Origin of the sequence: Microbacterium candidum (genome assembly GCF_030315975.1) — a bacterium.
Taxonomy (GTDB): domain Bacteria; phylum Actinomycetota; class Actinomycetes; order Actinomycetales; family Microbacteriaceae; genus Microbacterium; species Microbacterium candidum.
This window is the reverse complement of sequence record NZ_JASXSZ010000003.1, coordinates 268,853-289,103: the sequence shown is the minus strand read 5'-3', so window position 1 is coordinate 289,103 and position 20,251 is coordinate 268,853. Positions and strand designations below refer to the sequence as shown.

Sequence of the window (20,251 nt, the reverse complement as noted above, 5' to 3'; positions counted from 1 at the left end):
TACGTGAGGCTCCGCCCGGCCCCGCGGGGCCGGGCGGAGGCATAGTGTGACGCTATGGCCATGTTCGCGGATCGGGTCGCGGCGGGGCGGCAGCTCGCTCAGGTGCTCGATGCGGGCGCGTATCCGGATGCCGTCGTCTTCGGCATCCCGCGGGGCGGTGTGGTCGTCGCCGCGGAGGTCGCGCGCACGCTCGGTGTGCCGCTCGCGGCCGTGGTGGTGCGCAAGCTCGGCGCTCCGTCGAACATGGAGTTCGCGATCGGCGCGATCGCGAAAGAGGTGACGGTCGTGAATCCGGATGCTGTCCGGACCGCACTCGTGACCGCCGAGCAGCTCGCCTTCATCGAGGATGTGGAGCGTGTGGAGCTCGACCGCCGTGCGCGGGCTTTCGCGCCCGAGCCGCTCGACATCACCAACCGCACGGCGATGGTGGTCGACGACGGCATCGCCACGGGCGCGACGGCGACGGCTGCCTGTCAGGAGCTGCGCCGACGCGGTGCGGCGCGGGTCGTGCTCGCGGTCCCGGTCGCGCCGGCCGACTGGCATCCGTCGCACGGCGCGGTGGACGAGTACGTGTGCCTCCACGTCGAGCCGAACTTCTGGGCGGTCGGCCAGTTCTACGACGACTTCACCCAGACGACCGACGCGGAGGTCGTGGAACTGCTGTCCCACGACCTCCGCGACGGGCCTGCGTGAAGCGACTCAGCGCGCGAGGTGACCGCGCAGCGTGTCGAGTCCGACGCCGCCCATGTCGAGCGCGCGCTTGTGGAACTGCTTGATCGAGAAGGCATCGCCCTCACGAGCCTTCACCTCGTCGCGCACCTGCTCCCAGATACGCTGTCCGACCTTGTAGGACGGGGCCTGACCCGGCCAGCCGAGGTAGCGGTTCACCTCGAACTGGATGAACTGGTCGGACATGTTGACGTTGCCGCGCATGAACTCCAGCGCGTAGTCCGCATCCCACGTCCCTGTGCCGTCGAGGCGCGGCTTCTCGAGGTGCACGCCGATGTCGAGCACGACGCGAGCCGCGCGCATCCGCTGCCCGTCGAGCATGCCGAGGCGGTCGGCCGGGTCTTCGAGGTAGCCGAGCTGCTCCATGAGCCGCTCCGCGTACAGAGCCCAGCCCTCGGCGTGGCCTGAGGTACCGGCCAGGACGCGCCGCCACGTGTTGAGCTGCGCACGGTTGTAGGTCGCCTGGGCGATCTGCAGGTGGTGGCCGGGGACGCCCTCGTGGTACACGGTCGTCAGCTCGCGCCACGTGTCGAACGTGTTCACGCCTTCGGGCACCGACCACCACATGCGGCCCGGACGCGAGAAGTCGTCGGTCGGGCCGGTGTAGTAGATGCCGCCCTCGTTCGTCGGGGCGATCATGCACTCGAGCCTGCGGATGGGCTCCGCGATGTCGAAGTGGGTCTTGCCGAGCTCCTCGATCGCACGGTCGCTCGTGGCCTGCATCCAGGTCTGGAGTGCCTCGGTGCCCACGAGCTGGCGCGACGGATCCGCCTCGAGGAACGCGACGGCCTCTTCGACGGAGGCTCCGGCCTTGATCTCGTTCGCGATCGCCGTCTGCTCGGCGACCATGCGGTCGAGCTCCTGGCGGCCCCACTCGTACGTCTCGTCGAGGTCGATCGTCGCCCCGAGGAACCGGCGCGAGTGCAGCGCGTACAGCTCACGCCCCACGGCGTCCTTCTCGCCCGCGACAGGCGCGAGCTCGGAGCGCATGAACTCGGCGAGCTTGTCGTACGCCACACGCGCGGCGCCCGACTGGTCGGACAGATCGCGGGCGAGGGACGCCGGGAGCTGGCCTTCGGACGGGGCTGCACCACCCACGAACGCGGCGAAGAAGCCGTCGTCGCTCGTGTAGCGGTCGATCTGGACGGCGACCTCGGCCACCTGGCGGCGCGCCGGGACGACGCCCTGCGCGATGCCCTCGCGGAGCGTCGCGATGTAGCCGTCGATCGCTCCGGGGATCGCCGAGAGGCGCCGCGCGACCACCGACCAGTCGTCGACCGTGTCGGTCGGCATGAGGTCGAAGATCGAGCGGATCTCCTGCGTGGGCGACTCGATGACGTTGAGCTTGCGCAGGTGCCACCGCGCTTCGTGCAGGTCGAGCTCGAGGCGCAGCTCCCCGGAGAGGTCTGTCTTGGTGATCTCGTCGATCTCGTCGACGGGGGTTGCGGCGTCCAGAGCCGCGAGGGTCGAGCGGACCGCCTCGACAGCGCGCTCCTCGCCCTCGGGCGAGAAGTCGCCGAAACGGTCGTTGTACTCCGAGCGGCCGATGTAGGTCGCCAGGGTCGGCGACAGATCGGCCAGGGTGTCGACCCACGTTTCTGCGATCGCGTCGATCGGCGTGGGGGTGCGGACGGGTTCAGTCATGGGTTCGAGCCTAGGCACTTGGCATCCGGTGTCGCAAAGCCTGGGTCTCGGTGTCAGGCCGGACCGCGGGTCGCCGATGGATCAGTGGCCCGCCTCGTTCCAGTCGGCGCCGCGCCCGATCTGCACGTCCAGCGGCACGGAGAGCTCAGCCGCATCCCCCATCCGGGCCCGCACGATACGGGAGGCGGCATCCCACTCCCCCGGCGCGATCTCGACCACGAGCTCGTCGTGGATCTGCAGGAGCACCCGCGAGGCGAGGCCCGCCCTGCGGAACTCGTCATGGATGCGGAACAGCGCGATCTTCATGATGTCGGCCGCGCTGCCCTGGATCGGCGCGTTGAGAGCGGCGCGCTCGGCGTTCTCCCGGAGCACGCGGTTCGGGCTCGTGAGATCGGGGAACGGACGTCGGCGGCCGAAGATCGTCTCCGTGTAGCCCTCGATGCGCGCCGTCTCGACCGACGACCGCAGATAGTCGCGGACAGCGCCGAAGCGCGCGAAGTACTCCGTCATGAGCTGCTTCGCCTCGGCCTGCTCGATGCGCAGCTGTTTGGACAGGCCGAAGGCGGAGAGTCCGTACACGAGCCCGTAGGACATCGCCTTGACCTTCGTGCGCATCGCCGGCGTGACGTCCGTCGGCTCGACCCCGAAGACGCGGGCGCCGACGAAGCGGTGCAGGTCTTCGCCCGAGTTGAACGCCTCGATGAGCCCGGGATCGCCGGAGAGGTGCGCCATGATCCGCATCTCGATCTGCGAATAATCGGCCGTCAGCAGTGTCTCGTAACCCTCGCCCACCTCGAACGCGGCACGGATGCGACCGCTCTCGTCGGTGCGGATCGGGATGTTCTGCAGATTCGGGTCGGTGCTCGACAGACGCCCGGTCTGGCTGCCGGTCTGCACATACGTCGTGCGGATGCGACCGTCCTCGCCGATGGCGGCATCGAGCGACTCGATGATCTGTCGGAGCTTCGTCGCCTCGCGGTGCTGCGAGAGCTGCTCCAGGAAAGGATGCGGGTTGGTCTCCTGGAGGTCGGTCAGCGCCGTGGCGTCCGTCGAGTATCCCGTCTTCGTCTTGCGCGTCTTCGGCAGCTCCAGCTGGTCGAACAGCACCTCCTGCAGCTGCTTCGGCGAGCCGAGGTTCACCTCGCGCCCGATCGTCGCATACGCCTCTTGAGCGACGACGTCGGCCCGTGCGCCGAGCTCGCTGGAGAACGCGCTGAGCTTCTCGTGCGAGACGGCGACACCGGCGAGCTCCATGTCGGCGAGAGCGCGCTGCGTCGGCAGCTCGATCGTCTCGAGCACGTCCGCGACCCGCGCGGGCAGCTCTTCGCGGAGGGCGTCGGACACCCGCAGCGTGTACCAGGCGAGTTGGGCGGGAGTCGCGCCCTCGGTCTCCGGAACCAGCTGGTTCGGGTCGGACTCGGGCAGCCTCTCGCCGAGATACCGGTCGACGAGGTCGCCGAGGTTCTTGTCCGGGAAGCTCGGCCGCATGAGCCAGCCGGCGAGCGATGCGTCGTAGGCGACCGCGCCGACGGAGAGACCCGCGCGTGTGAGCGCCTTCAGCTGCGGCTTGGCGTCGGTGAAGACCTTGGGCGCATCCGAGGCGAACCACTCTGCGATGGATGCCGCGACCTCCGGCGACCAGTTCGACTCCGCCGCGGCATCGTGCGTCGCGAATCCGATGCGCGACGGCAGACCGCCGACGATCGCGACGGTCACGGCCACGTCACCGGAGGCATCTGCGAGCCACGCCGCGACACCGGCGGCGTCGGGCTCGGCGACCGCCGGCGCCTCTCTCGCGGGTTCCGCGACGGCTGCGTCGGCGGCGGCGCCGGTCGCCTCGAACACCCGCGGCAGCAGGGTGCGGAACTCCAGACGCGAGAAGATGTCGCGCACGGCGACGGCGTCGATCGGCTTGACCTCGAGGTCGGCGGGACCGAGCGGGAGCTCGACGTCCCGCAGGAGGCGGTTGAGCGACCGGTTGCGCCGTACGTCCTCGATGTGCTCGCGCAGATTGCCGCCGACGACGCCGGTGATCTTGTCGGCGTTCTCGAGCAGTGCCTCGAGCGAGCCCCACTGCGTCAGCCACTTCACCGCGGTCTTCTCGCCGACCTTGGGGACGCCGGGCAGGTTGTCGCTCGTCTCGCCGACGAGCGCCGCGATCTCCGGGTACTGGGCGGGCTCGACGCCGTACTTCTCGCGCACGGCCGCCGGGTCGTAGCGTTTCAGCTGCGAGACGCCCTGCACATTCGGGTAGAGCAGCGTGACGTCGTCGGTGACCAGCTGGATCGTGTCGCGGTCGCCCGAGCAGACGAGCACGCTGAAACCCTGCTCTGCCCCCTCGGTGGCGAGCGTGGCGAGGATGTCGTCGGCCTCCACGCCCTCCTTCAGGATCACGGGGATGCTCATCGCCGCGAGGCAGTCCTGCAGGATCGGGATCTGCCCGCGGAACTCCGCCGGCGTCTCCGACCGGTTCGCCTTGTACTCCGCGTATTGCTCGGTGCGGAACGAGACGCGCGATGTGTCGAACGCGACCGCCATATGGGTCGGGCGCTCGGCCTTGATGAGGTTCACGAGCATCGACAGGAAGCCGTAGATGCCGTTGGTGTGCTGGCCGTCTTTCGTGGAGAAGTTCTCGACAGGCAGGGCGTAGAACGCCCGGTATGCCAGCGAATGGCCGTCGACGACGAGCAGGGTAGGCTTTGCGGAGTCCGTCACCTCCTCAGCCTACTGAGGGCTGCGGACACCCGATGGCGCCCGGCGCCCCACTCCCCCGCATGGAAGGTGAGCGATGAGCGACGACCCCACGACCGACGTCCACATCGACCAGAACCTCGGGGCACTCGGCGAGAAGATGGGGATGCGGTTCCTCGAGAAGACCGTGGAGCGCTGCGTCGCGACGCTGCCGGTGGAGGGCAACACGCAGCCGTACGGGCTCCTGCACGGCGGCGCCTACGTCGTCCTCGGCGAGTCGCTCGGCTCGACCGCCGCGGCGCTGCACGCGGGCCCCGGACGGATGGTGGTCGGCGTCGACATCAACGCGACGCACACTCGCTCCGCGACGACGGGGGTCGTGACGGGCGTGTGCACCCCCATCCATCTCGGGCGCAGCATCGCCGTGCACGAGATCGTGGTGAGCGACGACAAGGGACGGCGCTGCTCGACGATCCGGATCACGAACCTGATCAAGGACTTCCCCGCGGCCTGACGAGCCGGCCGAGACGACGAAACGCCCCTCGGATCGAGGGGCGTTTCGCATGGGGTCGGGGGTTCAGGCCTTCTTCGGCGCGAGCTGCTCGATGATGGCCTTCGCGACGTCCTGCATCGTGAGACGGCGATCCATCGAGGCCTTCTGGATCCAGCGGAACGCCTCGGGCTCGGTGAGGCCCATCTTCTCGTTCAGGAGGCCCTTGGCGCGGTCGACGAGCTTGCGCGTCTCGAAGCGCTCGACCATGTCGGCGACCTCGGCCTCGAGCGTGATGATCTGCTCGTGACGGGCCAGCGCGATCTCGATCGCAGGAAGCAGGTCGTTCGGCGTGAACGGCTTCACGACGTACGCGAGGGCGCCCGCCTCGCTGGCGCGCTCGACGAGCTCCTTCTGGCTGAACGCGGTCAGCAGCACGACCGGCGCGATGTGGTTCTTGCTGAGCTTCTCCGCGGCCGAGATGCCGTCGAGCTGCGGCATCTTCACGTCCATGATGACGAGGTCGGGACGCAGGTCGGTCGCGAGCTGAACGGCGGTCTCGCCGTCACCCGCCTCGCCCACGACGTCGAATCCGTTGTCGCGCAGGATCTCGACGATGTCGAGTCGGATCAGCGATTCGTCCTCCGCCACGACGACGCGGCGAGGGGCTGCCGCCCCGGTGCTCTCTTGCTCAGTCACCATTGAATCCTACGGTATGGTCGTCTGCGGACGTTGACGGCCGGTGTGGCGGAATGGCAGACGCGACCGACTCAAACGCGGTTGCCCCAAGGGGCGTGGGGGTTCGCCCCCCCCCCCCGCCACCACAAAAGAGAAGAGTGGATGCCTCGACCCCGAGGCATCCACTCTTCTCTTCTGCGCTTTACGCGCCGTAGTACTGGTTGCCGAGCGCCTTGCTCTTGAGCGCGTCGAACTCGCCCTGCGTGATCGCGCCGGAGTCGAGCAGGGACTTCGCACGGGCGATGTCCTCCGCCGGGCTCGTCGAGGCCGCGGGGGCGTAGTCGTCGACCTCCGCGACCACCTGGTGTGCCTTGTACTCGCGCTCCGCGATGCCCTTGCTGTTCACGATGACGTAGATCAGCCCGGTCAGGAACGGCACGAAGATGAGCAGGATGATCCACAGCGCCTTCAGCCACCCGTTCGCCTTGTCGTCGCGGAACAGGTCTCGGATCACGAAGAAGATGACGTAGAAGTAGGCGACGAAGTAGAACGCCCACAGAATCCACCAGAAGAACACGAACAGTCCTTTCGTAAGAGTGACCCCAGCATAGAGGCCCGCACCCCTACGGGGCACGGGCCTCTTGCGAGCCGCGAAGGCGCTTACTGGCGGTAGATCGGCGCGGCGCCGTGGACCGCGTCACCGACCTTGTGGACGCGGATGTCGTTGGTCGAGCCCACGATCCCGGGAGGGGATCCGGAGATCACGACGACCTTGTCGCCGACCTTCGCGAGGTCGTTCGACAGCAGGTAGTCGTCCACCTGGATGAACATGCGATCGGTGTGCTCGACGTGCTCGACGAGGGTCGTCTTCACACCCCACGTGGCGGCGAGCCGACGACGGATCTCGGGCAGCGGTGTGAAGGCGATCATCGGGATCTTCGAGCGCAGCCGCGACATGCGTCGCGCCGAGTCGCCCGACTCCGTGAAGATGCAGAGGTACTTCGCCTCGACGAAGTCGGCCACCTCGGAGGCTGCGAGGGTGATCGCGCCGCCCTGCGTACGGGGCTTCGACGTCAGCGGCAGGATGCGCTCGAGCCCATGGTCCTCGGTCGACTCGATGATGCGCGCCATCGTCTCGACGACGACCACGGGGTACTCCCCCACGCTCGTCTCACCGGAGAGCATCACCGCGTCGGCGCCGTCGAGGACCGCGTTGGCGACGTCGCTGGTCTCGGCACGCGTGGGGACCGGGTTGTTGATCATCGACTCGAGCATCTGCGTCGCGACGATGACGGGCTTCGCGTTGCGGCGGGCGAGCTCGACGGCGCGCTTCTGCACGATCGGCACGGCCTCGAGGGGAAGCTCGACACCGAGGTCGCCGCGGGCGACCATGATGCCGTCGAACGCGTCGACGATCTCCTCGAGGTTGTCGACCGCCTGCGGCTTCTCGACCTTCGCGATGACCGGGACGTGACGCCCCTCCTCCGCCATGATCACGTGCACGCGCTGGACGTCCTTCGCGTCGCGCACGAAGGACAGCGCGATCAGGTCCGCACCGGCGCGCAGGCCCCAGCGGAGGTCGGCCTCGTCCTTCTCGGACAGCGCGGGGACGTTGACCGCGACGCCCGGCAGGTTGATGCCCTTGTTGTTCGACACGGGGCCGCCGACGATCACCTTGGTGGTGACCGTCACACCGTCGGTCTCGAGGACCTCGACGCGGACCTTGCCGTCGTCGATCAGGAGGAAGTCACCGGGCTTGACATCCTGCGGAAGGCCCTTGAAGGTCGTGCCGCAGATGTCCTTGGTGCCGGCGATCTCCTCGGTGGTGATCTTGAAGATGTCGCCGACGGCCAGGTCGTGCGGACCGTCGGCGAAGCGTCCGAGGCGGATCTTCGGGCCCTGCAGGTCGACCAGGACGGCGACGGCGCGGCCGGCGTCGTCGGCCGCGCGGCGGACGTTGGCGAGGTTGGCGTCATGGACGGAGTAGTCGCCATGGCTGAGGTTCAGACGGGCCACGTCCACGCCGGCGTCGATGATGGCACGGACCATCTCATACGACGACGTGGCGGGACCCAGGGTTGCGACGATCTTCGCGCGTCTCATTCGGTGTTCAGCTCCGGAGGGGTTGGTTGGAAGCGGTTACAGCCTACGCGGGCTGCAGTCCGATGGCCACGTCCGTGGGACGGACGGGCGAGGGCAGCGAGGACTCCCCCATGAGGTACCGGTCGACACCGGCGGCCACGGCGCGGCCCTCGGCGATCGCCCAGACGATGAGCGACTGACCGCGACCCGCATCCCCCGCCACGAACACGCCGGGAACAGTGGTCTGGTAGTCGTCGGCGCGCTCGACGTTTCCACGCCCGGTGAACTGCGCGCCGATCTGCTCCTCGATGAGGTCGCGCTCGGGGCCGGTGAAGCCCATCGCGATCAGCACCAGGTCCGCCGGGATCTCGCGCTCGGTCCCGCTCTTGGGCACGCGACGTCCGTCGACGAACTCGGTCTCCGCGACGCGCAGCGCGCGGACCTCCCCCGCATCCGTCCCGAGGAACTCGACCGTGGAGGCGAGGTACGACCGCTCGCCGCCCTCCTCATGGGCCGACTGGACCTCGAACACGGCGGGCATCATGGGCCACGGCTGGTGGTCGGGGCGGGAGGACGGCGGCATCTTGCCGATCGCCAGGTTGGTGACGCTGAGCGCCCCCTGACGGTGCGCCGTGCCGATGCAGTCGGCGCCGGTGTCGCCGCCGCCGATCACGATGACATGCTTGCCCTCGGCGGTGATCTGGTTCACCACGCCGTCGCCCGCGATCGCGTGGTTGGACTCCACGAGGTACTCCATCGCGAAGTGCACGCCGGCGAGGTCACGTCCCGGGAGCGCGAGCTCGCGGGGAACCGTCGACCCTGTCGCGATGACGACCGCGTCGTAGCGGGTCCGCAGATCGCTCCAGCTGATGTCGACGCCGATCTCGACGCCGGCGCGGAAGCGCGTCCCCTCGTCCTGCATCTGACGAAGTCGCGACTCGATGTGCCGCTTCTCCATCTTGAAGTCCGGGATTCCGTAGCGCAGCAGTCCGCCGATGCGGTCGTCGCGCTCGAAGACGGCGACGGTGTGCCCCGCACGGGTCAGCTGCTGCGCGGCTGCGAGCCCCGCAGGACCCGACCCGACGACGGCGACCGTCTTGCCCGTGAGACGCCCCGGCGGCTGCGGCTCCACCCATCCGTGCGCGAACGCCTCGTCGATGGTGGACACCTCGATCTGCTTGATCGTGACGGCCGGCTGGTTGATGCCGAGGACGCACGCGCTCTCGCACGGCGCCGGGCACAGCCGCCCGGTGAACTCCGGGAAGTTGTTCGTCGCGTGCAGGCGCTCGATCGCGGCCCGCCCCTCCCCGCGCCACGTGAGGTCGTTCCACTCGGGGATCAGGTTCCCGAGCGGGCAGCCCTTGTGACAGAACGGGATGCCGCAGTCCATGCAGCGGCCCGCCTGCCGGCGCAGCACTGCCTGGTCGCCCGCCTCGTAGACCTCTTTCCAGTCCATGATGCGGACCGGCACCGGGCGGCGAGCGGGCAGCTCGCGCTCGGTGACCTTGAGAAAGCCCTTCGGGTCAGCCACCCGTCACCTCCAGGATGCGGCTCCAGACGACGTCGCCGTCGGGGTCGAGCCCCTGGGCGACGGCATCCTGCCGGGTTTGCAGTACGGCCGCGTAGTCGCGCGGGAGCACGCGGGTGAAGTTCGCGACCTCGGTGTCGAAGTCCGCGAGGAGCGTCGCAGCGAGGGCGGAGTCGGTCTCGGCGACGTGCTGGACGAGGAGGTCACGGAGGATCTCCGCATCCGCCGCTCCGAGCGGGCCGAGCTCGAGCTCGCCGGCGGTCATGGCCTCGCGGTTGACCCGCGCGCTCTCGAGCTTGTAGACGTAAGCCGTCCCCCCGGACATGCCGGCGCCGAGGTTGCGCCCCGTGTCGCCGAGGATGACGGCGAGTCCGCCGGTCATGTACTCGAGGGCGTGGTCGCCCACGCCTTCGACGACGGCCGTCGCACCGGAGTTGCGGACGAAGAACCGCTCCCCGACAGCACCGCGCAGGAACAGCGTGCCCTGGGTCGCACCGTAGCCGATGACGTTGCCCGCGATCACGTTGAGGGAGGCGTCGAAGGTGGCGCCACGAGGCGGGCGGATCACGATCTGGCCGCCGGAGAGCCCCTTGCCCACGTAGTCGTTCGAATCGCCCTCGAGGCGCAGGGTGATGCCGGCCGGCAGGAATGCGCCGAACGACTGGCCCGCAGAGCCCGTCAAGTTGATCTCGATCGAGCCCGATGCGAGGCCGTTCTCACCGTGCGCCTTGGTGACGTGGTGTCCGAGCATCGTGCCGACCGCGCGCTCCGTGTTGCGGATCGGCAGGTCGAACGCGATGTGGCCGCCGTGGTGGATGACGTCCTGCGCGCGTTCGATGAGCGGCACGTCGAAGTGGGCCTCGAGCTCGTGATTCTGCGGCCTGGCGCTCCGGCGCGGCTCATCCGCGGCGAAGGCAGGACCCTCCAGGATCGGGGCGAGATCGAGACCGCTCGCCTTCCAGTGCGCGACGGCGCGGTCGACGTCGAGCAGCTCGTGGTGGCCGATCGCCTCCTCGATGGTGCGGAAGCCGAGCTCGGCGAGGATCTCGCGCACCTCCTCGGCGATGAACTCCATGAAGTTGACGACGAACTCCGGCTTGCCGGTGAACCGTGCCCGCAAGGCCGGGTTCTGCGTCGCGACGCCCACGGGGCACGTGTCCAGGTGGCAGACGCGCATCATGATGCAGCCCGACACGACGAGCGGGGCCGTGGCGAAACCGAACTCCTCAGCTCCGAGCAGCGCACCGATGATCACATCGCGACCGGTCTTCAGCTGCCCGTCCACCTGCACGACGACGCGGTCGCGCATGCCGTTGAGCATGAGCGTCTGCTGCGTCTCGGCGAGGCCCAGCTCCCACGGCGTGCCCGCGTGCTTCAGCGAGTTCAGGGGGCTCGCGCCCGTGCCGCCGTCATGCCCGGAGACGAGGATGACGTCGGCCAGCGCCTTGGCCGTGCCCGCCGCGACCGCGCCGATGCCCGACTGGCTGACGAGCTTGACGTGCACCCGCGCCTCGGGGTTCGCGCGCTTGAGGTCGAAGATCAGCTGTTTGAGGTCTTCGATCGAGTAGATGTCGTGGTGCGGCGGCGGAGAGATGAGCCCGACGCCGGCCGTGCCGCCGCGCGTCCGCGCGATCCACGGGTAGACCTTGCCCGGAGGCAGCTGACCGCCCTCGCCGGGCTTCGCGCCCTGGGCGAGCTTGATCTGGATGTCATCGGCCTCGGTGAGGTACATGCTCGTGACGCCGAAACGCCCCGATGCCACCTGCTTGATCGCGCTGCGGCGCTCCGGGTCGAGGAGCCGGTCGACGTCCTCGCCGCCCTCGCCCGTGTTCGACTTGCCCCCGAGGCGGTTCATCGCGATCGCGAGCGTCTCGTGCGCCTCGCGGGAGATCGAGCCGTAGCTCATCGCTCCGGTCGAGAAGCGCTTGACGATCGAGGAGACCGGCTCGACCTCGTCGATCGGCACCGGCGGCCGCATCCCCGTCTTCAGCCGGAACATACCGCGCAGGGTCTTGAGCTCCTCCGCCTGGTCGTCGACGAGTTTCGTGTACTCGCGGAAGATGTCGTAGCGGCGCGTGCGCGTCGAGTGCTGCAGGCGGAACACCGTATCCGGGTTGAACAGGTGCGGCGAGCCGTCGCGGCGCCACTGGTATTCGCCGCCCGTCCACAGCCGCTCGTGCGTGCGTGCGGCCGCATCCTCCGGGTAGGCGAAGTCGTGACGCGCCTGGTTCTCGGCCGCCACCTCTTCGATGCCGATGCCGCCGAGCTTCGACTCCGTGCCGGTGAAGTAGGCGTCGATGAACTCGTCCGAGAGTCCGATCGCCTCGAACACCTGGGCGCCCGTGTACGACGACACCGTCGAGATGCCCATCTTCGACATGATCTTCAGGACGCCCTTGCCGAGCGCGTAGATCACGTTCTTGACGGCCTTCTCGGGCGTGATGCCGGTGATGAAGCCGGCCCGCACCAGATACTCGACCGTCTCCATCGCGAGGTAGGGGTTGACCGCGGAGGCGCCGTAACCGAGCAGCGTCGCGACGTGGTGCACCTCGCGCACGTCGCCGGCTTCGACGACGAGGCCGACCTTCATCCGGTTCTGCTTGCGGATGAGGTGGTGGTGGACCGCCGAGAGCATCAGCAGCGACGGGATGGGAACGAGGTCCTTGTTCGAGTCGCGGTCGGAGAGGATGACGAACTCGGCGCCCTCCTCGATCGCGGCGTCGACCTCGGCGCACATCTCCTCGAGACGACGCTTCATCGAATCGGGGCCCGCGTCGAAGTGGTAGAGGCCGCGGATGATCACCGCACGACGGCCCGGCATGGTGCGGCCGATGTTCTGGATCTTCGCGAGCTCGTCGTTGTCGAGGACGGGGAACCCGATCGTGATCTGGCGCGCGTGGTCGGGACCCCATGCGAGGAGGTTCCGCTCCGGGCCGATCGACGTCCGCAGGCTCGTGACGACCTCTTCGCGGATGGAGTCGAGCGGCGGGTTCGTGACCTGCGCGAACTGCTGCGTGAAGTAGTCGAACAGCAGGCGCGGGCGGTTGCTGAGCGCCGCGATCGGCGTGTCGGTGCCCATGGCGCCGAGCGGCTCGGCACCCGTCTGCCCCATGGGGGTCAGGAGGATCCGCACCTCCTCCTCGGTGTAGCCGAAGGTGCGCTGACGCCGCGTGATCGAGGCGATCGGGTGCACGATGTGCTCGCGGTCGGGAAGCTCGGCGAGGTCGAGGCGCTGGCGCAGCCACAGGTCCCACGGCTCGAGCCCGGCGAGGCTCGCCTTGATCTCGTCGTCCTCGATGATGCGACGCTGGGCGGTGTCGACGAGGAACATGCGGCCCGGGCGCAGGCGCCCGCGGCGCTTGATGCGCTCCGGCGCGAAATCGAGCACGCCGGTCTCGCTGCCGATGACGACGAGCCCGTCGGTCGTCTCCGTCCAGCGTCCGGGGCGCAGGCCGTTGCGGTCGAGGGTGGCGCCGACGACCGTGCCGTCCGTGAACAGCAGTGCCGCCGGGCCATCCCACGGCTCCATCTGCATGCTGTGGTAGTCGTAGAACGAGCGCAGGTCGGCCGGGATGCCGGTCTGCTTCTCGTAGGCCTCCGGCACCATCATCATGATGGCGTGCGGCAGGCTGCGGCCCGTGAGCGTCAGGAGCTCGAGGACCTCGTCGAAGGATGCCGAATCGCTCGCGCCGTCCGTGCAGATCGGCAGCAGCGCCTCCATGTCGCCGAGGAGCTCGGACTCGAGCTGCGACTGGCGGGCCCGCATCCAGTTGCGGTTGCCGTTGACCGTGTTGATCTCGCCGTTGTGCGCGAGCATGCGCAGGGGCTGCGCGAGCGGCCACGACGGGAACGTGTTGGTGGAGTAGCGCGAGTGCACGACAGCGAGCTCGGAGGCGAACCGCTCGTCCTGCAGGTCGGGATAGAACGGCTCGAGCTGGAGCGTCGTGACCATGCCCTTGTAGCCGAGCGTCCGCGACGACAGCGACACGAAGTAGGCGTCGAGCTCGTGCTGCGCGCGCTTGCGCAGCCGGTAGACGCGGCGGTCGAGCGCGATCCCCGAGAGCGCCGGCGCATCGCCGACCGCCGGGCGCGACACGAAGATCTGCTCGAACGCGGGCATCGCGTCGAACGCGAGCTTGCCGAGGTGCGTCTCGTCGACGGGGACCACGCGCCATCCGAGGACCGTCAGAGCCTCGCTCTCCGCGATGCGGGCGATGCCCTCCTTCAGCGCCGCACGCGCAGCCTCGTCGCGCGGCAGGAACGCGAGTCCCGCCGCGTACTCCCCCACCGGGGGCAGGTCGAAGTCGACGACCTCGCGCAGGAAGGCATCCGGCATCTGGGTGAGGATGCCGGCGCCGTCACCGGTGCCCGCATCCGATCCGATCGCCCCGCGGTGCTCGAGGTTGCGCAGCGCTGTGAGGGCGAGCGCCACGATATCGTGCCCCGCCTCTCCGCGCAGCGTCGCCACCATCGCGAGACCACAGGCGTCCTTCTCGAACGCGGGGTTGTAGAGGCCCTGCTTGGGCGGGAATGCGCCGTGGCCGACGCCGAGAGGGGGGCTCGAGGCCATACCAACCGTCCTCAGATGAAACTCAAGACGGGACGACGTCGGCCCGTTACTTCTACTTGGTGGCGGCGGTGCTTGTGGCTGTGCCCTCGGCTACCGTCGCGGGCGGCTCGCTCACGTCGACGTAGTCATCGGTGTTCCCAGAGTCTACAGCCAGTTTGGAAGAGGGCTGTCTCCCGGACATATAGACCGACGGCTCGTAGCCGGTGTGCCTGCGCTTCTGCACGAACATGATGCCGAGACCCACGATGACGCCCAGAATGGCGGCCCAGACGTTCGTGCGCAGGCCCAGGTAGACGTCGCTCGGGTCGATGCGGATCGACTCCCAGACGATGCGTCCGGCGCTGTACCACACGAGATACAGACCGAACAGGCGCCCCCACTGCAGGCGGAAGCGCCTGCCCGCCCAGATGAGCACGGCGGCGCCGATCAGGTTCCAGATGACCTCGTACAGGAACGTGGGCTGGAAGAGCGTGCCGGCCGGCAGCCCGGCAGGAATCGCGGGGTTGGGCTGGGCGATCTCGAGGCCCCAGGGCAGGGTCGTCGGCAGACCGAACAGCTCCTGGTTGAACCAGTTGCCGAAGCGGCCCATCGCCTGGGCGACCAGGAGTCCCGGGGCGAGCGCGTCCGCGAAGCTCGTGAAGCGGATGCCGGTCCACTTGCAGCCGAGCCACGCGCCGATGGCGCCGCCGATGAGGGCGCCGTAGATCGCGATGCCGCCCTCCCAGATATAGAGCGCTGTGAGGGGATTACGGCCCGCGCCGAAGTAGAAGCTCCAGTGCGTGAGCACGTGATAGGCGCGCGCGAAGATGATCGCCATGGGCACGGCGATCAGCGCGATGTCGACGACCACCCAGCGCTCCCCGCCCCGCTTGGTCAGCCGGTAGTTCGTCATCAGCGTCGCGACGATGATGCCGGCGATGATGCAGAGGGCGTAGTAGTGGATCTGGAACGGTCCGACCGTGAAGTAGCTCACGGGCGGGCTCGGGATGCTGGCGAGCACGCCGGAGAGCGCGCCCGTGGCGTGGAGGGTCATGCCTCGAGTCTAGAGGCGCGGCGAGGGCGCGCCCGTCCGGGCGGTGCCCGCGGAGATCGCGCGGGTCGCCTCGGCGAGCCCGTCGACGCCGCCGTCGCGCAGCGCGCGCACGAGCGCCGTGCCGACGATCGCGCCGTCCGCGTACTCGAGCACGCCGGCGACCTGCTCCGCGTTCGAGATGCCGATGCCGACGCATGCGCGCTCGGCGCCGTGCGCGCGAAGACGTGCCGTGAGGGTGCGGGCCGCCGCATCCAGCTGCGCCCGCTCCCCGGTGATGCCCATCGTCGACACGGTGTACACGAAGCCCGTCGAGCTCGCCGCGATGAGTTCGAGCCGGGCATCGGTCGACGTCGGTGCCGCGAGGAACACGCGATCCAGCCCCGTCCGCTCGCTCGCCGCGATCCATTCCGGGGCGTTCTCCGGCGTGATGTCCGGTGTGATGAGGCCGGCTCCGCCCGCGGCGAGCAGGTCGTCGGCGTAGCGGTCGACGCCGTACTGGAGCACGGGGTTCCAGTACGTCATGACGAGCACCGGGACATCCACGCGGCTCGTGATCGCGCGGACAGCGGTGAAGAGGTCCGCGAGACGGAACCCCGCTGCCAGAGCCGCCTGCGTCGCCTCCTGGATGACCGTGCCGTCCATCACCGGGTCGGAGTACGGCGGGCCGAGCTCGATGACGTCGACGCCGTTCTCAGCGAGGGCGACGGCCGCGTCGATGCTGGTCTGGAGGTCGGGGAAGCCGACCGGAAGGTAGCCGACGAAGGCGCCCCGCCCGGCGGCGTGCGCGGCATCGATGGCTGCGGCGACTCGCGACGTCACTGGTCCGCCTCCTCGTCGTAGAGCCCGAAGTAGCGGGCGGCGGTGTCCATGTCCTTGTCGCCGCGGCCGGAGAGGCACACCGCGAGGATCGCGTCGGGCCCGAGTTCGCGCCCGACGCGCAGAGCGCCGGCGAGGGCGTGCGCCGACTCGATGGCGGGAATGATGCCCTCGGTGCGCGAGAGCAGGCGCAGGGCCTGCATCGCCTCGTCGTCGGTCGCCGGGATGTAGTCGGCGCGCCCGATGGATGCGAGCCACGAGTGCTCGGGGCCGACGCCCGGATAGTCGAGGCCAGCCGAGATCGAGTGCGACTCGATCGTCTGGCCGTCGGCGTCCTGCAGCACGTACGTCTTGGCGCCGTGCAGCACGCCAGGCCGCCCGCGCTCGATGGATGCCGCGTGCCGCTCGGTGTCGACGCCGTCACCGGCCGCCTCGACTCCGTAGAGGGCGACGCCTTCGTCGTCGAGGAACGCGTCGAACATGCCGATGGCGTTCGAGCCTCCGCCGACGCACGCGAGCACGGCGTCGGGCAGACGCCCCGTCTCGTCGAGGAGCTGCTGGCGCGCCTCTTCGCCGATGATCTTCTGGAAGTCGCGCACCATCGAGGGGAACGGATGCGGGCCGGCCGCCGTGCCGAAGATGTAGTTGGTGGTCTCGACGCTCGCGACCCAGTCGCGGTAGGCGTCGTTGATGGCGTCCTTCAGCGTGCGCGAGCCCGTGGTGACGGGGATGACCTCCGCGCCGAGGAGCCGCATCCGCGCCACGTTGAGCGCCTGGCGCTCGGTGTCGACTTCGCCCATGTAGATGGTGCAGTCGAAGCCGAACAGAGCGGCCGCCGTCGCGGTGGCCACGCCGTGCTGGCCGGCGCCGGTCTCGGCGATCACCCGGGTCTTGCCCAGCCGCTTGGTGAGCAGCGCCTGGCCGATCACGTTGTTGATCTTGTGCGAGCCGGTGTGGTTGAGGTCCTCGCGCTTGAGGAAGACGCGCGCTCCCCCGGCGTGCTCCGCGAAACGCGGCACCTCGGTGAGCACGGAAGGACGGCCCGCATACGAGTGCAGGAGGCCGGTGAGCTCGGCGAGGAACGCCGGATCGGCCATCGCCTCGTCGTACACGGCCGTCAGCTCGTCGATCGCGGCGATGAGCGACTCGGGCATGTAGCGCCCGCCGAACTCGCCGAAGAAGGGACCCTTCGCTTCGCGCAGGGATGTCATCACGCACCTCCGAGGAAGGCTTTGAGGGTGGCGACGGGGTCGCCGGTGACGAGAGCCTCGCCGACCAGGACCGCATCGGCTCCGGCAGCGCGGTAGTGGGCGACGTCGGCGGGCGCGAGCACCGCCGACTCGGCGACCTTGACGGCGCCCGCGGGGATGCCGTCGACGAGGCGCCCGAACAGGTCGCGATCCAGGTCGAACGTCGTGAGGTCGCGGGCGTTGACGCCGACGAGGCGCGCGCCGATGTCCGCCGCGCGCGACACCTCGTCCGCCGAATGGGTCTCGACGAGCGGCGTCATGCCGAGCTCGAGCACGAGTGCGTGCAGCTGCGCGAGCAGGGTCTGGTCGAGCGCCGCAACGATGAGAAGCACGAGGTCGGCACGCGCCGCACGAGCCTCGAAGACCTGGTACGGCGTCGCGATGAAGTCCTTGCGCAGGACCGGCACCGAGACGGCCGCCTTCACGGCCTCGAGGTCGGCGAGACTGCCCTTGAAGCGGCGCCCCTCAGTGAGGACCGAGATCGCGGAGGCCCCGCCCTGCTCGTAGAGACGCGCCTGCAGCGCCGGATCGGGGATGGCGGCGAGGTCGCCGCGCGAGGGGCTCGCCCGCTTGACCTCGGCGATGATCTTGACGCGCTCGGCGGGCGCCAGGTATGCGAGGGCATCCAGAGCGGGCGTCTGTGCGAGGGCGTCTCGTTCCACCTCGGCGAGCGGACGGGACTGCGCCCGGATCTCCGCATCCTCGACTGCGCCGGCCGTCAGGTCGGCGAGCATGTCAGTGCTCTTTCGGGGTGTACTTCGGGCCGTTGACGCCGTAGCCGGCCTTCGCCATGATCCAGCCCACGATGGCACCCACGACGACGAGCGCGACACCCGTCCACACGAGCCACGGCATCTCCAGGAAGAACGCGACCGTCGCGATGGCGATGGCGGCGAGCATGATGATGACAGCCGTCCAGGCAGCCGGCGAGTGTCCGTGGCCGGGGTCGCCGATGGGGTTGCTCATGGTTCTCCTTCGTGGCGCGCGCGAGTGCGCGCGCCCAGTCTATCGGGGCTGTTCGCCCGCGGTGGGATCCTCGCCCCGGGACAGTCCGTCCCACGAGTCGAGGGCGTCGAGGGGGCCGGCGGCGGGCGTCTTGGCGTGCTCGTCGGCGCGGAAGCGACGGCCACCCGCGTTCCAGCGGGCGCCGGTCGCGAGGGTCAGAACGCCCGCGAAGGCGAGGACCACGCACGCGAGGAGGGTGATCGCGGGCCACGCGGTCTGCGAGATCCGGCCGACGAGTCCCGCGATCGCATGGAGCCCCGCGATGCCGGTCGCCTTCGTCACGACGGTCTGCACCGCGGCGACCGGCATGGTGAACACGATCTGCGCGGTCAGCCAGCCGAGGACCAACGCGATGACGAGCGCCAGGGCCCCGAAGACGTAGCGCAGCACGCGGCCGACGATCGAGAGGGCGAGCCCCAGGGCGAGGACGGCCAGACACAGGGGGGCGAGCACCTGCACCGCCGAGGCGCCCGGAACCGGGAGGCTGTGCGCCGACACTCCGCTGATCGTCACCTCGAGCCACGTCTGCGTCGACGAGATGACACCGGTCGCACCCGCGATCAGCATCAGCACGATCGACGTGAGCTTCGCCCGGCGCCTCACAGCTCCGGGCCCCTGACCGGTTCGAGGTCGTCGGCGTCGAAGCACGTGCGCGTGCCGGTGTGGCACGCCGGGCCGACCTGGTCGACCTGGAGGAGGATCGCGTCGCCGTCGCAGTCGAGACGCGCGCCGCGGACGAGCTGGATGTTGCCCGACGTGTCGCCCTTCCGCCAGTACTCCTGGCGCGAACGGGACCAGAACGTGACGCGGCCGCTCGTCAGTGTGCGGCGGAGGGCCTCGGCATCCATCCACCCCAGCATGAGGACCTCCAGGGTGTCCCACTGCTGGACGATCGCGGCGACCAGCCCGTCGGCGTTGTAGGCGACGCGTGCCACGCGCTCTTCGACCGTCTCGGTCACGGCTGTTCCTCCGTCTCGCGGATCTCGATGCCGTCCGCGGCCAGCGCGCGCTTCACGTCGCCGACCGTCAGCTGGCCGGAGTGGAACACGGATGCGGCGAGGACGGCGTCCGCACCGGCGTGGATGGCGGGTGCGAAGTCCTCGGCGCGCCCGGCGCCGCCGGAGGCGATCACCGGCACGCTCGCGATCTCCCGCATGAGGCCGACGAGCTCCAGGTCGAAGCCCGCCTTCGTCCCGTCGGCGTCGATCGAGTTCACGAGAAGCTCGCCGGCGCCGCGCTCGATCGCCTCGCGCGCCCACTCGAGGGCGTCGAGGGCGGTCTCGGTGCGGCCGCCGTGAGTCGTGACGACGAATCCGGATGCGGTCGAGGGCGAGCGCTTGACGTCGAGCGAGAGGACGAGCACCTGCGCGCCGAAGCGGTCGGCGATCTCGTCGACGAGCGCAGGCCGGGCGATGGCGGCCGAGTTGACGCCGACCTTGTCGGCTCCGACGCCCTGCAGGCGCGCGACGTCGTCTGCGGAGCGGATGCCCCCGCCGACGGTGAGCGGGATGAAGACCTGCTCGGCGGTGCGGCGGACGACGTCGTACGTCGTGGCGCGCTCGTCGACCGTCGCGGTCACGTCGAGGAACGTCAGCTCGTCCGCGCCCTGGGCGAAGTACACGCGGGCGAGTTCGACCGGGTCGCCCATGTCGCGCAGGTTCTCGAAGTTCACGCCCTTCACGACGCGGCCGCCGGCCACATCGAGACACGGGATGACGCGGGCTGCAAGGGACAT

At 69.5% G+C, this 20,251-nt stretch carries 17 protein-coding genes and 1 tRNA gene; 3 read left to right on the top strand and 15 right to left on the bottom strand.

Features of this window, described 5'->3' with window-relative positions:
- The first annotated feature begins 54 nt into the window (after nucleotides 1-54).
- Nucleotides 55-693 (top strand): phosphoribosyltransferase, encoded by a 639-nt coding sequence (locus QSV35_RS10780; RefSeq protein WP_286288743.1) that lies wholly within the window; start codon nucleotides 55-57, stop codon nucleotides 691-693.
- Between the two features lie 6 nt (nucleotides 694-699).
- On the opposite strand, the gene QSV35_RS10775 is transcribed toward QSV35_RS10780, so the two are convergent.
- Together QSV35_RS10775 and polA are read right to left on the bottom strand one after the other, a co-directional pair.
- Complete coding sequence (locus tag QSV35_RS10775; RefSeq protein WP_286288742.1) at nucleotides 700-2,373, bottom strand: DUF885 domain-containing protein; 1,674 nt, start codon at nucleotides 2,371-2,373, stop codon at nucleotides 700-702.
- An 81-nt stretch (nucleotides 2,374-2,454) separates the two neighbouring features.
- Nucleotides 2,455-5,088, bottom strand: coding sequence for a DNA polymerase I (polA, locus tag QSV35_RS10770; RefSeq protein ID WP_286288741.1), 2,634 nt, complete (start codon nucleotides 5,086-5,088; stop codon nucleotides 2,455-2,457).
- Nucleotides 5,089-5,161: 73 nt separating this feature from the next.
- Here polA and QSV35_RS10765 point away from each other — a divergent pair, with 73 nt between their 5' ends.
- Nucleotides 5,162-5,578: a hotdog fold thioesterase gene (locus QSV35_RS10765; protein WP_286288740.1), complete on the top strand. Its 417-nt coding sequence runs from the start codon at nucleotides 5,162-5,164 to the stop codon at nucleotides 5,576-5,578.
- A gap of 63 nt (nucleotides 5,579-5,641) precedes the next feature.
- Here QSV35_RS10765 and QSV35_RS10760 read toward each other — a convergent pair whose 3' ends face one another.
- Nucleotides 5,642-6,256 carry an ANTAR domain-containing response regulator gene (locus tag QSV35_RS10760; RefSeq protein WP_419956834.1) on the bottom strand — a complete coding sequence of 205 codons (615 nt, stop codon included), beginning with the start codon at nucleotides 6,254-6,256 and terminating at the stop codon, nucleotides 5,642-5,644.
- A gap of 35 nt (nucleotides 6,257-6,291) precedes the next feature.
- On the opposite strand from QSV35_RS10760, the gene QSV35_RS10755 reads away from it, so the two are divergent.
- Nucleotides 6,292-6,378, top strand: a tRNA-Leu gene (locus QSV35_RS10755).
- A gap of 56 nt (nucleotides 6,379-6,434) precedes the next feature.
- Here the strand turns inward: QSV35_RS10755 and QSV35_RS10750 are convergent.
- The 12 genes from QSV35_RS10750 to hisF form a co-directional block, all read right to left on the bottom strand.
- A complete protein-coding gene (locus QSV35_RS10750) occupies nucleotides 6,435-6,809 on the bottom strand; it encodes an SHOCT domain-containing protein (protein ID WP_353618974.1) in 375 nt (124 codons plus the stop codon).
- Nucleotides 6,810-6,892: 83 nt separating this feature from the next.
- Complete coding sequence (gene pyk, locus QSV35_RS10745) at nucleotides 6,893-8,335, bottom strand: pyruvate kinase (RefSeq protein ID WP_286288738.1); 1,443 nt, start codon at nucleotides 8,333-8,335, stop codon at nucleotides 6,893-6,895.
- A gap of 43 nt (nucleotides 8,336-8,378) precedes the next feature.
- The gene (locus QSV35_RS10740) at nucleotides 8,379-9,845 is read right to left on the bottom strand and encodes a glutamate synthase subunit beta (protein WP_286288737.1); all 1,467 of its coding nucleotides are present in this window, start codon (nucleotides 9,843-9,845) and stop codon (nucleotides 8,379-8,381) included.
- Entirely contained in the window at nucleotides 9,838-14,412 is a 4,575-nt protein-coding gene (gene gltB, locus QSV35_RS10735; RefSeq protein ID WP_286288736.1) for a glutamate synthase large subunit, read from the bottom strand. Before gltB ends, QSV35_RS10740 begins: the two co-directional genes overlap by 8 nt.
- Nucleotides 14,413-14,464: 52 nt before the next feature.
- Nucleotides 14,465-15,445 (bottom strand): prolipoprotein diacylglyceryl transferase, encoded by a 981-nt coding sequence (gene lgt, locus QSV35_RS10730; protein WP_286288735.1) that lies wholly within the window; start codon nucleotides 15,443-15,445, stop codon nucleotides 14,465-14,467.
- A 9-nt stretch (nucleotides 15,446-15,454) separates the two neighbouring features.
- Complete coding sequence (gene trpA / locus QSV35_RS10725; RefSeq protein WP_286288734.1) at nucleotides 15,455-16,264, bottom strand: tryptophan synthase subunit alpha; 810 nt, start codon at nucleotides 16,262-16,264, stop codon at nucleotides 15,455-15,457.
- Entirely contained in the window at nucleotides 16,261-17,472 is a 1,212-nt protein-coding gene (gene trpB / locus QSV35_RS10720) for a tryptophan synthase subunit beta (protein WP_286288733.1), read from the bottom strand. The genes trpA and trpB overlap by 4 nt, the downstream gene beginning before the upstream one ends.
- Nucleotides 17,472-18,245, bottom strand: coding sequence for an indole-3-glycerol phosphate synthase TrpC (gene trpC, locus QSV35_RS10715; protein ID WP_286288732.1), 774 nt, complete (start codon nucleotides 18,243-18,245; stop codon nucleotides 17,472-17,474). The genes trpB and trpC overlap by 1 nt, the downstream gene beginning before the upstream one ends.
- A gap of 1 nt (nucleotide 18,246) precedes the next feature.
- On the bottom strand, nucleotides 18,247-18,477 hold the full coding sequence (locus QSV35_RS10710; protein WP_286288731.1) for an HGxxPAAW family protein: 231 nt from the start codon (nucleotides 18,475-18,477) through the stop codon (nucleotides 18,247-18,249).
- A 39-nt stretch (nucleotides 18,478-18,516) separates the two neighbouring features.
- The gene (locus tag QSV35_RS10705; RefSeq protein WP_286288730.1) at nucleotides 18,517-19,119 is read right to left on the bottom strand and encodes a Trp biosynthesis-associated membrane protein; all 603 of its coding nucleotides are present in this window, start codon (nucleotides 19,117-19,119) and stop codon (nucleotides 18,517-18,519) included.
- Nucleotides 19,116-19,475 carry a phosphoribosyl-AMP cyclohydrolase gene (hisI, locus tag QSV35_RS10700; protein ID WP_286288729.1) on the bottom strand — a complete coding sequence of 120 codons (360 nt, stop codon included), beginning with the start codon at nucleotides 19,473-19,475 and terminating at the stop codon, nucleotides 19,116-19,118. Before hisI ends, QSV35_RS10705 begins: the two co-directional genes overlap by 4 nt.
- Nucleotides 19,472-20,251 carry an imidazole glycerol phosphate synthase subunit HisF gene (gene hisF / locus QSV35_RS10695; protein WP_286288728.1) on the bottom strand — a complete coding sequence of 260 codons (780 nt, stop codon included), beginning with the start codon at nucleotides 20,249-20,251 and terminating at the stop codon, nucleotides 19,472-19,474. Before hisF ends, hisI begins: the two co-directional genes overlap by 4 nt.

Bases quoted from the DNA above. Each gene is read 5' to 3' on its own strand.
- QSV35_RS10780 (WP_286288743.1), top strand. From the start codon at position 55: ATGGCCATGTTCGCGGATCGGGTCGCGGCGGGGCGGCAGCTCGCTCAG.
- QSV35_RS10775 (WP_286288742.1), bottom strand. From the start codon at position 2,373: ATGACTGAACCCGTCCGCACCCCCACGCCGATCGACGCGATCGCAGAA.
- QSV35_RS10765 (WP_286288740.1), top strand. From the start codon at position 5,162: ATGAGCGACGACCCCACGACCGACGTCCACATCGACCAGAACCTCGGG.
- QSV35_RS10760 (WP_419956834.1), bottom strand. From the start codon at position 6,256: ATGGTGACTGAGCAAGAGAGCACCGGGGCGGCAGCCCCTCGCCGCGTC.
- pyk (WP_286288738.1), bottom strand. From the start codon at position 8,335: ATGAGACGCGCGAAGATCGTCGCAACCCTGGGTCCCGCCACGTCGTCG.
- gltB (WP_286288736.1), bottom strand. From the start codon at position 14,412: ATGGCCTCGAGCCCCCCTCTCGGCGTCGGCCACGGCGCATTCCCGCCC.
- lgt (WP_286288735.1), bottom strand. From the start codon at position 15,445: ATGACCCTCCACGCCACGGGCGCGCTCTCCGGCGTGCTCGCCAGCATC.
- trpB (WP_286288733.1), bottom strand. From the start codon at position 17,472: ATGACATCCCTGCGCGAAGCGAAGGGTCCCTTCTTCGGCGAGTTCGGC.
- trpC (WP_286288732.1), bottom strand. From the start codon at position 18,245: ATGCTCGCCGACCTGACGGCCGGCGCAGTCGAGGATGCGGAGATCCGG.
- QSV35_RS10710 (WP_286288731.1), bottom strand. From the start codon at position 18,477: ATGAGCAACCCCATCGGCGACCCCGGCCACGGACACTCGCCGGCTGCC.
- hisF (WP_286288728.1), bottom strand. From the start codon at position 20,251: ATGTCCCTTGCAGCCCGCGTCATCCCGTGTCTCGATGTGGCCGGCGGC.